The following is a 15128-nucleotide window of genomic DNA, read 5'->3' as shown; positions in this document are numbered from 1 at the left end:
TAAGGATGTTTCTAGTATCGTCGAATTCGTTCGGTGATCATGAAACACTTAGCAGATCGGTAATCAAAACCGATCAAACATCATACGGTCCAGGCCGTCCTCATATCTCTTCAGTCAAGGCTTTCGCACCGCGAAAGCCGTAACCGTGAAAGTGGGTTGATCGTCAGCCCGCCGCAGCGGTCGGCGGCCCTCTCGGCATTTCCTGCGGAAACGCCTGCCGGGCGACGTCGATTTTACCTTTGGTAAAATCAACTTGGGTCGGTAGCTCAGGTGGTTAGAGCGCACGCCTGATAAGCGTGAGGTCGGAGGTTCAAGTCCTCCTCGACCCACCAACGTCTTTTCCGCGCCGCGGAAAAGACAGAATTGGCCTATCGGCATTTCCTGCGGAAACGCCTTTCGGCTGACGCGCGTTTCACCTTTGGTGAAGCCACGCTTAGGGGCCTTAGCTCAGCTGGGAGAGCGCCTGATTTGCATTCAGGAGGTCAGCGGTTCGATCCCGCTAGGCTCCACCATATCCCGATTTGACCGTTAAGCAGCATCGCTGTTTTGCCGTCCAATCGGACGCTTTGAAATCGTAAAGAGAGATACAAGTTGCTTCGAGAGAAATCTTGAAGTGACAATCAACACTGTTTGATCCTTGCAAGTACGCAAGCGATCTCGGTCTGGTTCCACTTCGGTGGACGGCATGCTGAAAGGTGCATCCACGCCTTCCTTCATGTATCCCGGGCTGAAACGAACAGAGTTGTCCAAGTCAAGTACTATAACCAAGTTCCGGAGTAATCCGGAGCGGGAAATGTACGACTTTTGGTCCAGGATAAGGGGTCTGGAAGTTACCAGCTACGGACCCGCGCAAGACGCAAATCTTGCTTTTTCTGGATCAAATCAAGCGCGAGAAGGGCGTTTGGTGGATGCCTTGGCAGTAAGAGGCGATGAAGGACGTGATACTCTGCGATAAGTCATGGGGAGCTGAGAATAGGCTTTGATCCATGAATTTCCGAATGGGGCAACCCACCTGACAGTTCACTATAATAGCTTCGGCTATTTATAGGGTTCTGAAACAGGTACTTAAGGACTGAATACATAGGTCTTTAAGAGCAAACCCGGAGAACTGAAACATCTAAGTACCCGGAGGAAAGGACATCAATTGATACTCCCCTAGTAGCGGCGAGCGAACGGGGACCAGCCAAGCCTTGAGAGTGACTAGAACATGTTGGGAAGCATGGCCATAGCGGGTGACAGCCCCGTATAGGAAGCTCGATAGGATGTATTAAGTAGGGCGGGACACGTGAAATCCTGTCTGAAGATCGGAGGACCACCTTCGAAGGCTAAGTACTCCTTACTGACCGATAGCGAACCAGTACCGTGAGGGAAAGGTGAAAAGCACCCCGACTAGGGGAGTGAAACAGTACCTGAAACCGAACGCCTACAATCAGTCGGAGCTTGACTGGACTCTAATGACAATCTGCGTCACACATGGAAAAAACTCCATGGAGATCGGGACATGTCAGACATTGCTTTCATTACGGATGGTACCGCTGCGGTGGTCGGTTTGGCCCTTGGCCTGCTGAACATGGCAGTCAATCACTGTCCCAACGAAGGTTGCCTGGCAAAGAACGATGTGGTGCCGTTTACCAGCATTTCCGCTGGCGAGGTTTACTTCCAGGAAAACGCCGTTGGCGAGGAAGTGTTCGTTCGCCGGCAGACATCCACGGCACGCGGCCCGTTCCAATTCACCTACGGTGGGTCCATCACGGATGATGGCGGCCTGTGGGTGGGTCTCGGAAACACCACGACATACACGACGCCGAACGAACGGTGGTACGCTCAGTTCCACTCGATGCCCGGGCTTTACGCCGAGGGTAGCGATGTCGATCTGGGTGGCCCGATCATCTTTCGATCGGGTGTCGAATTCGGGTATCAGGCACGCAACGGCGTGCGCATGAGCCTGAGTTTCGATCATCGGTCGAACGCTGGGATCTACAGCGATAACCCGGGCCTTGAAACGGTTCAGTTCCGGGTCTCGATCCCGACAAAATAACCGGAAACGGTTGTCATTAGTGTCCAGTCTTGTGACGGCGTACCTTTTGTATAATGGGTCATCGACTTGGTCTATCTAGCAAGCTTAAGCCGTTAGGTGTAGGCGCAGCGAAAGCGAGTCTTAATAGGGCGTCGAGTTAGATGGATCAGACCCGAAACCGAGTGATCTAGGCATGACCAGGCTGAAGGTAAGGTAACACTTACTGGAGGGCCGAACCCACATCTGTTGAAAAAGATCGGGATGAGTTGTGCCTAGGGGTGAAAGGCCAATCAAACTCGGAGATAGCTGGTTCTCTGCGAAATCTATTTAGGTAGAGCGTCATCCGAATACCCTCGGGGGTAGAGCACTGGATGGGTAATGGGGCCCCACAGGCTTACTGATCCTAACCAAACTCCGAATACCGAGGAGTACTAGATGGCAGACACACTGCGGGTGCTAACGCCCGTAGTGGAGAGGGAAACAACCCTGACCTCCGGCTAAGGCCCCCAATTCATGGCTAAGTGGGAAAGCAGGTGAGACGACCAAAACAACCAGGAGGTTGGCTTAGAAGCAGCCATCCTTTAAAGATAGCGTAACAGCTCACTGGTCTAAATAAGTTGTCTTGCGGCGAAGATGTAACGGGGCTCAAGCCATGAGCCGAAGCCGAGGAGTGCGTATGCACTGGTAGCAGAGCGTAGTGTGACATAGTCTCATTCCTCCTTAGCGGGTTCGCCCGCATTGGAGGAGAGAGGCTTTCGATGAAGCGGGCGCGTGAGCGATCCCGTGGAGAGATCACTAGTGAGAATGATGACATGAGTAGCGACAAAGAGTGTGAGAGACACTCTCGCCGAAAGTCCAAGGGTTCCTGCTTAAAGCTAATCTGAGCAGGGTAAGCCGACCCCTAAGGCGAGGCCGAAAGGCGTAGTCGATGGGAATCAGGTTAATATTCCTGAGCCAGATGGAAGTGACGGATTGCGAGGGTTGTTCATCCTTATCGGATTGGATGGGCAGCTTAGCAGTCCCTGGAAATAGCTCCATCATAAGATCGTACCCTAAACCAACACAGGTGGACTGGTAGAGAATACCAAGGCGCTTGAGAGAACGATGTTGAAGGAACTCGGCAAAATACCTCCGTAAGTTCGCGAGAAGGAGGCCCGGGTTTCAGGCAACTGAAGTCCGGGGGCACAAACCAGGGGGTGGCGACTGTTTACTAAAAACACAGGGCTCTGCGAAGTCGCAAGACGACGTATAGGGTCTGACGCCTGCCCGGTGCCTGAAGGTTAAAAGGAGATGTGAGAGCGTCGAATTGAAGCCCAGGTAAACGGCGGCCGTAACTATAACGGTCCTAAGGTAGCGAAATTCCTTGTCGGGTAAGTTCCGACCTGCACGAATGGCGTAACGACTTCCCCGCTGTCTCCAACATCGACTCAGCGAAATTGAATTGCCTGTCAAGATGCAGGCTTCCCGCGGTTAGACGGAAAGACCCCGTGCACCTTTACTACAGCTTCGCACTGGCATCAGGACTGCATTGTGCAGGATAGGTGGTAGGCTTTGAAACCGTGACGCCAGTCGCGGTGGAGCCATCCTTGAGATACCACCCTATGCATTCTTGATGTCTAACCGCGGCCCGTTATCCGGGTCCGGGACCCTGCGTGGCGGGTAGTTTGACTGGGGCGGTCGCCTCCTAAAGCGTAACGGAGGCGCGCGAAGGTTGGCTCAGAGCGGTCGGAAATCGCTCGTTGAGTGCAATGGCATAAGCCAGCCTGACTGCGAGACTGACAAGTCGAGCAGAGTCGAAAGACGGCCATAGTGATCCGGTGGTCCCAAGTGGGAGGGCCATCGCTCAACGGATAAAAGGTACGCCGGGGATAACAGGCTGATACTGCCCAAGAGTCCATATCGACGGCAGTGTTTGGCACCTCGATGTCGGCTCATCTCATCCTGGGGCTGGAGCAGGTCCCAAGGGTACGGCTGTTCGCCGTTTAAAGAGGTACGTGAGCTGGGTTTAGAACGTCGTGAGACAGTTCGGTCCCTATCTGCCGTGGGTGTAGGATACTTGAGAGGAGTTGCCCCTAGTACGAGAGGACCGGGGTGAACGTTCCACTGGTGGACCAGTTGTCGTGCCAACGGCAGTGCTGGGTAGCTATGAACGGACAGGATAACCGCTGAAGGCATCTAAGCGGGAAGCCCCCCTCAAAACAAGGTATCCCTGAGGACCGTGGTAGACCACCACGTCGATAGGCCGGAGATGTAAGCGCAGCAATGCGTTCAGTTGACCGGTACTAATTGTCCGATAGGCTTGATTTGATCCAGTAAAAGCCAGATTGGCTTATGCGGATCCAGAAGCCGTACACTTAAACAAGTGTGCTGACTTGGAGTTCAAGGATCTTTCTCGGTTTGGTGGTCATAGCACGAGCAAAACACCCGGTCCCATCCCGAACCCGGCCGTTAAGTGCCGTAGCGCCAATGGTACTGCGTCTCAAGACGTGGGAGAGTAGGTCACCGCCAAACCTAGTAAGGTCCTTGAAATTGTATCTCTCTTTCGATTTTCCCCATATCAGACAACATTCTTGACTGTCCTCACGGCACCGTTACCGTTGCCGCGGGAGACGGACATGACCAAATCGAAGAACCTGCTGGAAGAAACGTTGGCGGCCGCCATCGTCGATCCGTCGACGGTGGAAACCGACGGCACGCCCAAGCTGAAATACGCGGACGGGACGCGCGAGCACAAAAGCCGGACCCATGTCGATAATCGCGGCACGGTGACAGAGCTTTTCGATACGCGCTGGAACTGGCATCCCGAGCCGATCAATTTCGTCTACACCTACACGATCCGGCCGGGCCTGGCCAAAGGCTGGGGCCTGCACAAGGAACACGAGGACCGGTATTTCCTGCTGGACGGTCGGATGGAGATCGTCTGTTACGACGTGCGGCCCGACAGCAAGACCTATGGCGAGATCTCGAAGATCATCCTGTGCCCCGAAAACCCCAGGATCATCAGCATCCCGGCCTTTGTCTGGCACGCGAACGTCAATATCGGCAATACCGATGTGCGGGTCGTCAATTTTCCGACGCAGCCCTATGACCATGCCAAGCCGGACAAGGTGCGCCTGCCGATCGGCACCGACCTGATTCCCTATACGTTCCCGCCGGGTATCAACGGCTGGTAGGCGGGCGGAGCCGGCCGCGTGCCAAGAACCCTGATCCTTTGCCCGACGCATGATCATGCCGATACGCTGTTCGCGTCGGTGGCCAGCGTGCGCGCGCAGCAGGACACCGACTGGGAACTGGTGGTGATCTGCGACGGCGCGCCCGACCGCAGCATCGAGATCCTGGAGGCGACCCGCGCCGCCGATCCGCGTGTGCGGTTCGTGGTGCATCCCAAGGGCGAGCGATTGGGCGAAGCCTATCGCGACCCCATCGTGCGCGGCACGGATGCCGAATTCATCTGCCATATCGGCGACGACGATCTGTGGTGCGACACGCATCTTGGCGTCATGCGGCGGATGCTGGACAACGCGGATTACGCGATGCAGGGCACGCTGGAAAGCGAGGCGGGCGGCACCTGGGTGTGGAATTTCGCGCAGTCCGGCACGCATGGGGCCCGCGCGCTGGCGCATGGCGATCCTCCGGCTATTCCGACGGCGGGGCTGAACCCCTTTGCGGTGCGGCGCGCGGCCTATGAACGGCTGGAGAGCGGCTGGAGCCCGGCGCCGCCGGGGCTTGGGTCTGACGTCCACATGTGCGTGAAATACGTGCGGCGCGACGATATGCGCATCGCCAGCAGCGCCATGACGAGCTTCGTCAAGCTGCCGTCCCGGCTGAGGCGACAGGCTTTCAACCCGACGGAACGGCTGGTGGACCTGACGCCGGTGCTGGCGCGGATCAATCGCGCGGATTATCTGGCCGGATGCCGGCGCGATGCGGTGATCGGCACGCCGGTGATGCGCGCGCTTTATCACGCCGATGCGGGCGCCTGCGCGTCCCTGGAAGGGGCGCTGGCGCGGATCGGTATTCGCGCCGTGGCGCCCCATGCGACCCCGTCGATCGTCACCGGGAATGACACCATGGACGTGCCCCTGACCCCGTCGCAAAGCCTGCAATGCCGGATGGCCTGGCTGTTGCTGCGCGTGGGCCGCAGCCGGTCGGCACCCGAGGAGCTGGCGGTGGCGGCGGCGCACGGTATCAGCTGGCTTTTGACGCCCTATCTTGAAACCTGGGGCCAGTACGCGCCGGACCCGGCGCTGGAGGCCGCGCAAGAGCTGCGCCGCGCGCGTGTCGAAATCGAGGTGATGACGGCCTTCATCATCCGGATCCTGATCCTGCAAAGAGACCTGAGTGCCGCGGAGGCGGAACTGTCCGCTGCGTCGGACATCTGGGCCGACACGGGATGGTTGGCGCAGATGCGCGCCTGGTACAGCGATACCGAACGGCGTATGACCCGCGACGCCTGACGCCGCACGTAGGGGCCGGAACTTTTGCCCGGTCTGCGTCGTTGACACGCGATGAGGAAAGGGACGCGATGGCCAAGGCCAAATCCGGAAATTCCAAGACAGTCGAACCGCCCGAGCCGCCGGAGAAGTCGATCGAGGACCGGTATGAGCGGCGCTCGAAAGCCTTTGCACGGCTGAGCGCGGCGATCGGCGAGGGCAAGTATCTTGTCCCGCCGAAGTTCCTGGACGGTCAGGCGCGCCGCCTGCATGTGCGCACGACCATCCGAGAGGATCACGCCGCGCGCATCTCTGAGGGGTCCAAGGGCGCGCGGGACAAGTTCGACAAGCTGACCGACAGCCTGTTCAAGTTCTTTCGCGGCACGGCGCTGCTGTTTTACCGCGACATGGTGGGCGAGGACGGCCATATGCCCACGGTGATGGCGCTGGGGGATGTGCACCCGGAAAACTTTGGCGTCATGCCCGACCGCAATGGCGCGCCGATCTTCGGCGTGAACGATTTCGACGAGACGACCTATGCGCCGTTCAGCTGGGACATCAAGCGCGGCGCCGTCGGCTTCTGGATCGCGGCGCTGGAGGAGGGCGGGTTGAAGCCCAAGAAGGCCCGCAAGATCGTATGCCGGTTCGTGCGCGGTTATGCCGAGGCGATGCAGGATTACGCCAACAAATCGACCGAGCGCAACGATGCCTACCGGATCGACAATTCGCCCAAGGTGATCCGGCGGCTGTTCGAGGAGGCATGGGAAGAGCGCCGCGACTGGCTGTGGTCGGATTACCTGACCGAGAATGGCCGGGGCTTTCGGTCTGACGACGAATTGCAGCCGCTGTCGTCGGAGATCGGGAAATTCCAGAAGGCGATCAACGACCTGGCCAAGTCGAACAAGATCGACACGCCCGACCGCGCGGGGGCGCTGAAGGTCAAGGATGTCTGCGTGCGGCACGGGCAAGGGACGGCCTCGCTGGGTCTGCCGCGGTATTACGTGCTGATCGAGGGGCCGTCGCAGGATGCGACCGACGACCTGATCATCGAGTTCAAGGCGGCGCGGCGATCCGCACTGGACGGGCTGACCCCGCCCAACGCGTTTCATGCCGGAGAGCAGGCCGAACGCATCCGCCACGGCCAGAGCGTGCAACTGGCGCATGGCGATATCTTCTATGGCGCGGTCGAGATCGACGGCAAAAGCTTCATGAGCCGGGAACGGGCGCCGTTCCGCGATGACATCGACCTGGATGAGCTGAGCCTGAAGTCGTGGAAGCGCTATGCGCATGTGTGCGGCGCGGCGCTGGCGCAGGCCCATGCGCTGTCGGATGACCTGGGGCGGATCGATTACGACGTGGAGCCGTCGATCATGGAGGCGATGTCGCCGCTGGCGCTGTTCGAGGATGATATCGTGCGCTTCACCCGCGAGGCGGTGGCGCGGCTGGAGCGGGACCACGCGTTTTTCCGCGAAGATCACGCGCACGGGGCGTTCGACAGCCTGGATGTCGTGTTTCGCTGAGGTTGTGCGGATCGGCGTGTAAAAAAAATGTAATAAATGCCGGCGCGGCCCCTTGCGGAGGTCCATGTGCAGGAGTAGATAGCCCGCATTGGCGCGGGGTGGAGCAGCCCGGTAGCTCGTCAGGCTCATAACCTGAAGGTCGTAGGTTCAAATCCTACCCCCGCAACCAACATCCCCCACGGCACCCTGGTGAACATGCGCGACGATGCGCGTATGCTCTTTCGGGACCACTTGTGAGGTCGACGGCGCGGGCGTATATTTGACGTGGCGCCGGGGCCGTGGAAACCCCTTGGCGCCACTCATCGAAGTCATCGCCCTGACGCCTCCTGCCAGGCAACCTTGATCTTCCTGAGGATCGACCCGTTCGGCATGTCGCCGGGCGGTTACTCAAACCGTGAGGTCATGATGTCAAAAGGCAATAACAGACGCGGCAACCGCGAAGTGAAGAAGCCGAAACAGGAAAAACCGAAGGTCCTGGCAACGGCGCAGTCCGGCGCGGCGGGTCCGGTCACGCTTGGGGAAAAGAAGAAGAAGTAGCGGCGCATCCCGTGCTACGCGCCCCGGGCCCGCCCCGGGGCCTCCGGCGGCCGGGATATCCCGGATCAGGTCCGGGAGGGTGCTGCGCCAAGGCGAAAAGAACAGAGCCGCCCCTTGGGGCGGCTTTTGCATGTCGGAGGCGGCTTTGCGGACATGAAAAACGTTTGATCTACAGCCCCCAGCGCGGATTCAGGCCGCAGGCCCCGCGCCATCGCCGGGCCGCCCCCACGGCCCGGCGATTGGGTGACGTTCGGTGCATCGCTCAATTCTGTTTCGGATTTGGCAGGGATAAAGTGCTGCCGAACCCCCGTTGGATCGCCGCGCCGCGGCCCGTCAATGGCGCTCGACGCTATTGATCAAGCTTGTCCGCAAAGGGCTTTTGAAGTCATTACGCATCGGGTTCCGAAACGCCTGTCTCAACCAACACGCGCAAAGTGCCGCCCCCCGGGGACGGCGCCCGCCTGCCCCCGAAGTGCAGCCCGTCTTACATCTCGCACTCTTCGACATAGACGTTGGAGTGATCCTCCAGCGCGGTGCCGATGATTTTGTTGGTGTAGACGTCGCCTTCCTTGATCACCTCGCGGACATAGATGTCCTGGATCGGGTGGTTGTTCGACGCAAACTCGAAATCGCCCCTGGTGGACTCGAAGTCGGCTTCCTTCAGCGCGGCGCGGAAGGCGTCGGCATCCGCGACGTCGGCCTTGGCCATGGCGGACAGGAGCAGGTTGGCGGTGTCATAGCCTTGGGACGCGTAAAGCGAGGGCAGGCGGCCGTATTCCTCCTGGAAGGCGGCGACGAATTCCACATTCGCCTCATTGTCCAGATCCTTGTTCCACTGGCTGGTGTTCTTGATGCCCAGCGCGGCGTCGCCCACGGCCTGCAGGATGCCTTGGTCGAAACTGAAGGCGGGGCCGACGACCGGCAGGTCCACGCCGCTGTCGGCATATTGCTTGAGGAAGGAAATGCCCATCCCGCCGGGCAGGAAGAAGAACACGCTGTCGGCGCCCGAGGCGCGGATCTGGGCGATCTCGGCGGCGTAATCCGTCTGGCCCAGCTGGGTGAAGACCTCACCGGCCAGCTCGCCCTCGTAGATGCGCTTGTAGCCGGTCAGCGCGTCTTGCCCAGCGGGGTAGTTGGGCGCGAGGATGAAGGTGTTCTTGAACCCGGCCGAGTTGGCATAGCCGCCCGCGGCCTCGTGCAGGTTGTCGTTCTGCCAGGCCACGTTGAAATAGTTGGGGTTGCAGCCCTTGCCGGCCAGCGCCGAGGGGCCCGCGTTGGGCGACAGGTAGAACTTGCCCTGCGCGGTGGCGGCGGGCACCACGGCCATGGCGAGGTTGGACCAGATGATACCGGTCAGAACGTCGACCTTTTCGGACTGAATCATCTTGTCGGCCAGTTGCACGGCAATGTCGGGCTTGCGCTGGTCATCCTCGACCACGACCTCGATATCGGAATTGCCGGACATCTTGACCGCCAGCAAAAAGCCGTCGCGCACGTCGATGCCAAGGCCGGCGCCGCCGCCCGACAGGGTGGTGATCATGCCGACCTTCACGCCTTCGGCATGGGCCATCGCGCCAAGGGCCGTTATCGCCGTGGCGGCCAGAATTGATTTCAGGTTCATTGTCATCCTCTCCCTTGAAGTGTCAGAACGCCTTGAATGTCAGCGTCGTTTCCGTGCGTTCGATGTTGTCGATCGTCGCCACGTTCTCGTTGATATACTTGCCCACGTCCTCGCCCTCGGGGACATAGAGCTTCAGCAGCAGGTCGAAGGGCCCGGAGGTGGAATAAAGCTCGGAATGGATTTCGCGCAGGGCGATTTCCTCGGCCACCTTGTAGGAGGTGCCGGGGCGGCAGCGGATACTCACGAAAAGTGGGCGCATGTGATGGGTCTCCCGATCGGCTGGGCCTTATTTAGAGCGGTTTTCGGCGCGGAAGGAAATGGGGAATCTCCGCTGGTCCCCCGGCATCACTCGCGCACGTGCCGCGCGCGCGCCCCGCGTTCGATCGCCGCCGCGTGCAGACGGTCGATGTTCAGTTGGTAGCGGATCTCGCCCAGAAAGCGCAGTTCGGTTTCGTCCAGCAGGCCATCGGAGGCGGCCACGTCGCAGGCCAGCGCATAGGCGGTCTCGTACAGACGCTCGGGCAGGTTGTCGGTGACAAGGCCGAAAAGCGCGTCCAGCCCGTCTTCTTCGGCGAAAAGGTCGAACACCATCTGCGACACGGTCTTCATCCGGTCCACGTCGTAGGTGGCAAAGATCGGCAGGTTGTCGATCGCGCTTTCGATCTTGACCAGCTCGGCGGTGCGGATCTGCTCGTCCGAGGCGGAGACGGCGATCATCATCGCCACGAGGCAGTCCTGCGGGGTGAGCGGGTGGGAATCCTGGTCGGTCATGCGCTGTCCTTGAAGGGGCTTCATGCGGCGCAGAATATTGACTGTCCGGGGGCGGAGCAATAGGAACCGAGGCGGCCCGCCATTTGCGCGGGCCTCAACCGTTGGAGACCGATCATGTCCGAACTGCGCGACGCCGCGATGAGTGCGAAAGCCTGGCCCTTCGAAGAAGCGCGCCGGCTGCTCAAACGCTATGAAAAAGCGCCGCCGGAGAAGGGATATGTGCTGTTCGAGACGGGCTATGGCCCCAGCGGCCTGCCGCATATCGGCACGTTCGGCGAGGTTCTGCGCACGACGATGATCCGCCATGCGTTCCAGCAGATCAGCGATATCCCGACGCGGCTGTTCTGCTTCTCCGACGACCTGGACGGGATGCGCAAGGTGCCGGGCAACGTGCCCAACCAGGAGATGCTGCAGGAACACCTGCAAAAACCGCTGACCAGCGTGCCGGACCCGTTTGGCGAGTTCGAGAGCTTTGGCCATCACAACAACGCGATGCTGCGCCGGTTCCTGGATACGTTCGGGTTCGAGTACGAGTTCTATTCGGCCACCGATTTCTACAAGTCGGGGCAGTTCGACGAGACGCTCTTGCGCGCGGCCGAGCGGTATGACGACATCATGAAGGTGATGCTGAAATCCCTGCGCGAGGAGCGCCAGCAGACCTATTCGATCTTCCTGCCATTACACCCCGAGACGGGCCGTGTCCTCTACGTGCCGATGAAGAATGTCGATGCCGCCAAGGGCGAGATCACGTTCGACGACGAGGATGGCCGCGAATGGACCCTGCCGGTGACGGGGGGCAACGTGAAGCTGCAATGGAAGCCCGATTTCGGCGCGCGCTGGGCCGCGCTGGGCGTGGATTTCGAGATGTACGGCAAGGACCATTCCACAAACACGCCGATCTATGACAAGATTTGCGAGATCCTGGGCACGCCCGCGCCCGAGCATTTCACCTATGAGCTGTTCCTCGACGACAAGGGTCAGAAGATCTCCAAGTCCTCTGGCAACGGGATCAGCATCGACGAGTGGCTGAGCTATGCCAGCACCGAGAGCCTGTCCTATTTCATGTACCAGAAGCCCAAGACGGCAAAGCGGCTGTTCTTTGACGTGATCCCGCGCGCGGTGGACGAGTATCACCAGCAGTTGCGCGCCTATCCGGGGCAGGATGCGGCGGGCAAGCTCAACAACCCGGTGCATCACATCCACAACGGCGACGTGCCGGAAAGCCGGATGGTGGTGTCTTTCGCGATGCTTCTGAACCTCGCCTCGGTCGCGGGGGCCGAGGACAAGGACACGCTCTGGGGGTTCATCAACCGCTATGCGCCCGACGCCAGCCCCGAGACGCATCCCGACCTGGATGCCGCCGCCGGATCGGCTGTGAAATACTACGAGGATTTCGTGGCGCCGACGAAGACCTATCGCGCCCCCACGGACCTGGAGCGTGAGGCGCTGACCGAGTTGCGCGACCAGTTGGCCAGCTATGACGGCCCGGTCGAGGACGAGGCGCTGCAATCGGTGGTCTATGCCGTGGGGCGCGACCGGTTCGATCCGCTGCGCGACTGGTTCAAGGCGCTCTACGAGACGCTGCTGGGCGCAAGCCAGGGGCCGCGCTTTGGCGGGTTCATCGCGCTTTACGGTGTTGACGAGACGGTGGCGCTGATCGACCGTGCGCTTGCGGGCGAGCTGGCTTGATCCACGTCAAGGCGGGGGCCGGGTGCGCCCGTCTAGGCTGGTGAAAAGACAGGGAGCAGGACCATGATCAGATCTCTTACCCTCGCGCTGGGCCTTTTGGCCGGCGCGGCCACCGCGCAGGACTCGATGCCCGAACCGGACGAGGGCCGCGCGATTTTCGAGGACAACTGCGCCGTCTGTCATGGTCAGAATGGCATGGGCAACGGCCCCTGGGCCGGATCGTACAACCCGCCCCCCGCCGATCTGACGGCGCTCAAGGAAGACGGCGTGTTTTCCCGAACGCGTGTCCTGTCGGTGATTGATGGCTATGACCGCACCGGCCTGCCGGGGCATGAGATGCCGGAATTCGGCCTTTTGCTACAGGGCGACACCGTGCCGGTGGATGTGGGCGACGGGGTGATGACGCCGACGCCGCGCCCGCTGGCGGCGCTCCTGATCTATATCGAGAGCATCCAGGACTAAAGCGTTTCGCCTTTTACCTGAGCCATCAGCAGAAGGCGAAACGCGTGCAACGATTGGCTGTTGTGCTGCGTTTCGCGATACGCTGTGATTCAGCTTTATCGCGAAACGCTTTAAACCCGGCAGATCCCGTTCAGCTCGACCCCGTCCCAGGGCAGCACGACCTTGTCCGGAATGGTCAGCGTGCCCAGCGGGAACGCGCCTTCCAGCAGTTCCTTCAGCCGGGCGGTGCGGGGGGCCTTGGGGTCCAGCGTGGCGCAGCAGACATATTCCTCGACGATCGAGGCCTGCTGTTCATAGCCATAGTCCAGAAACCGCGTGTCGGTCCCGACCTCGAACAGGTACGGGTCGTCGCTGACCTGGTGCTCGCGCACGGCCTTGAGCGGGGAATACCCCGTCTGCCGGCGGTTCTGCCATTGCCAGACATGGGTCATCTCGTGGGCAAACAGCATCGCCTCGACCAGGTAGAGCCGCTCGTCATAGTCGGGCAGGTAATCCTTCAGGTACCAGTCCTTGGAAAAGAACACCTTGTTGAGAAAGACAAAGGCGGCGGGGCTGACGGTGACTTCCTGCGTTTCCTCGGCCTGGGGCGGAAAGATCCGCTCGCGGCAGGCGACGCGGGGGCGTTTCTTGCGGGTATAGGTGGTCTTGCCGATGAGCGCGCCCTCGACCAGCCGGATGCGGTTCGTGTCGATGGAGGCGCCGTGGATCTGGGTGGTGAACGCCTTTTCGGTGTCCGTCAGGGGGCGGCCACAAGAGATCAGGACGGCAAGAGACAGAAGAAAAAGCCAGCGCATGGCCGCGACGTTAGCGGGATTCGCGGGAAAAGGAACCGGCTGTTTTCGGCGCGCCCCCCGGCGCGAGGAGGTCCCGGGTCAGGCCCGGGACGGGTGGTTTGGAGTGGAGAGGCCGCGCGAGGGCCAGACCGCGGGATGGCGATCCGAGGGAGTTTCAGGGCACTTTATGGCTGCCGTGTCCGCATGAGCTCTGATCGGAGTGCCTGCGTCAGCCAATCGCCAGCCCGGGGGGCGGTCTGGCGATCGCGCGGCGGCGCAGCTTGCTGCGCCTTTGTTCCGCGCGAGGCGTGTCACTCAGAAAGATTCACGTGGCTTGCCACGTCTAATCACCGACATTATCCTTTGAATTGAGTTGCGTGGGGGATTGCACCTGAGCAGAAAAGAACAAGTAACAGGGGTAGTAATTTGTCTAAACTGGAACACGGCGGTCATGAACTTGAGCAAATCCACTCGAAGAACAATGATATTAAATTGTTCTGCCACTTCACGGGGTTTTTAGAAGGTATTGCCGCGAGTGGTTATATTGAACGCGGTGAGGTTGAACCACTAATTGCTGAATGCGTGGAGTTTGTTGAGAAGTACTCAGATTGCGATGCATCAGACTTAGTCCAAGATTTTGAAGCTGATCTTATGGAGCACGGTGCGATCGTCGATGCCGCCAGATTTCGTATAGAACAAATAGATAGAAGCTGTAACAAAAGTGCTTTGAACCGTTTCTTGGGCTTTTGCAGAGGCATTGTGTGCGACGGAGTAATAACTGTCGAAGAGGCGAAAATGCTTCGCGACGCCATCGCTAGTAAACCCGAGCTTCGGGAGGTCGTGGGTGTCAATCAAATCGAGACAAGCGTGCAAGATGCTCTAGCGGACGGAATTGTAACAGCAGAGGAATCTCTGGAACTTTGCACTGTCATTGGAAGCGTTGTTGGCGATTCTTATGGCGATACGGGCCTTGCGCAAACCAGTGGGGTCGCCAATTTTGACGAATTCCGGCTAGACGACATTTCGGTTGATTTAAACGAAAAGATGGTTGTTTTAACTGGCAACTTTAAGGCCACGCCTCGAAAGGACTTCGAGGATGAATTAGAAGCTCTTGGTGCTTTTGTTGCGCGTTCAGTATCTGGTAAAACCGATTTCATTATTGTCGGTGGCGAAGCTTCACGCGATTGGATTGAAATGAATCGTGGTACGAAAATCCGAAAGGCACAGGAGCTTTATGCCAAGTCAAGCCGCCCGAACTTTGTTTCAGAAGGCCAGATTCTAAGGTTGATGGGTAAGACCCAATAA

General features: G+C 59.5%; 11 protein-coding genes, 3 tRNA genes and 2 rRNA genes. 12 read left to right on the top strand and 4 right to left on the bottom strand.

The genetic code is table 11. The features are described 5' to 3' along the window. Positions 1-255: 255 nt before the first annotated feature. From XM53_RS11120 to XM53_RS11080, 9 genes are all read left to right on the top strand, one after another. A tRNA-Ile gene (locus XM53_RS11120) sits at positions 256-332 on the top strand. Positions 333-436: 104 nt separating this feature from the next. Then, positions 437-512, top strand: a tRNA-Ala gene (locus tag XM53_RS11115). Between the two features lie 368 nt (positions 513-880). Then, positions 881-4324 (top strand): 23S ribosomal RNA (locus XM53_RS11110). Positions 4325-4413: 89 nt separating this feature from the next. After that, a 5S ribosomal RNA gene (gene rrf, locus XM53_RS11105) occupies positions 4414-4528 on the top strand. 104 nt (positions 4529-4632) lie between these two features. Next, on the top strand, positions 4633-5190 hold the full coding sequence (locus tag XM53_RS11100) for a polysaccharide biosynthesis C-terminal domain-containing protein (RefSeq protein ID WP_057793261.1): 558 nt from the start codon (positions 4633-4635) through the stop codon (positions 5188-5190). A gap of 18 nt (positions 5191-5208) precedes the next feature. After that, positions 5209-6474, top strand: coding sequence for a glycosyltransferase family 2 protein (locus XM53_RS11095; RefSeq protein ID WP_057793260.1), 1266 nt, complete (start codon positions 5209-5211; stop codon positions 6472-6474). Positions 6475-6542: 68 nt separating this feature from the next. Beyond that, a complete protein-coding gene (locus XM53_RS11090) occupies positions 6543-7970 on the top strand; it encodes a DUF2252 domain-containing protein (protein WP_082630943.1) in 1428 nt (475 codons plus the stop codon). Between the two features lie 92 nt (positions 7971-8062). Continuing rightward, a tRNA-Met gene (locus tag XM53_RS11085) sits at positions 8063-8139 on the top strand. 170 nt (positions 8140-8309) lie between these two features. Then, complete coding sequence (locus tag XM53_RS11080) at positions 8310-8507, top strand: hypothetical protein (protein WP_057793258.1); 198 nt, start codon at positions 8310-8312, stop codon at positions 8505-8507. Between the two features lie 484 nt (positions 8508-8991). On the opposite strand, the gene XM53_RS11075 is transcribed toward XM53_RS11080, so the two are convergent. The 3 genes from XM53_RS11075 to XM53_RS11065 form a co-directional block, all read right to left on the bottom strand. Beyond that, on the bottom strand, positions 8992-10128 hold the full coding sequence (locus XM53_RS11075) for an ABC transporter substrate-binding protein (RefSeq protein WP_057793256.1): 1137 nt from the start codon (positions 10126-10128) through the stop codon (positions 8992-8994). Positions 10129-10150: 22 nt separating this feature from the next. After that, the gene (locus XM53_RS11070) at positions 10151-10387 is read right to left on the bottom strand and encodes an Lrp/AsnC ligand binding domain-containing protein (protein WP_057793255.1); all 237 of its coding nucleotides are present in this window, start codon (positions 10385-10387) and stop codon (positions 10151-10153) included. A gap of 86 nt (positions 10388-10473) precedes the next feature. Continuing rightward, positions 10474-10899, bottom strand: a complete 426-nt coding sequence (locus tag XM53_RS11065; protein WP_057793254.1) for a tellurite resistance TerB family protein — start codon at positions 10897-10899, stop codon at positions 10474-10476. Positions 10900-11013: 114 nt separating this feature from the next. Here XM53_RS11065 and XM53_RS11060 point away from each other — a divergent pair, with 114 nt between their 5' ends. Both XM53_RS11060 and XM53_RS11055 read left to right on the top strand, forming a co-directional pair. Beyond that, the gene (locus XM53_RS11060) at positions 11014-12588 is read left to right on the top strand and encodes a lysine--tRNA ligase (protein ID WP_057793253.1); all 1575 of its coding nucleotides are present in this window, start codon (positions 11014-11016) and stop codon (positions 12586-12588) included. A 63-nt stretch (positions 12589-12651) separates the two neighbouring features. Next, positions 12652-13050, top strand: coding sequence for a c-type cytochrome (locus XM53_RS11055; protein ID WP_057793249.1), 399 nt, complete (start codon positions 12652-12654; stop codon positions 13048-13050). A 110-nt stretch (positions 13051-13160) separates the two neighbouring features. Here the strand turns inward: XM53_RS11055 and XM53_RS11050 are convergent, their stop codons facing one another. Beyond that, positions 13161-13844 carry a hypothetical protein gene (locus tag XM53_RS11050; RefSeq protein WP_057793247.1) on the bottom strand — a complete coding sequence of 228 codons (684 nt, stop codon included), beginning with the start codon at positions 13842-13844 and terminating at the stop codon, positions 13161-13163. A 405-nt stretch (positions 13845-14249) separates the two neighbouring features. Here XM53_RS11050 and XM53_RS11045 point away from each other — a divergent pair, with 405 nt between their 5' ends. Continuing rightward, the gene (locus XM53_RS11045) at positions 14250-15128 is read left to right on the top strand and encodes a BRCT domain-containing protein (RefSeq protein WP_057793245.1); all 879 of its coding nucleotides are present in this window, start codon (positions 14250-14252) and stop codon (positions 15126-15128) included.

Source organism: Roseovarius atlanticus (genome assembly GCF_001441615.1).
Taxonomy (GTDB): domain Bacteria; phylum Pseudomonadota; class Alphaproteobacteria; order Rhodobacterales; family Rhodobacteraceae; genus Roseovarius; species Roseovarius atlanticus.
Note: the sequence above shows the minus strand (reverse complement) of the source record. Positions and strands in the feature narration are given on the sequence as shown.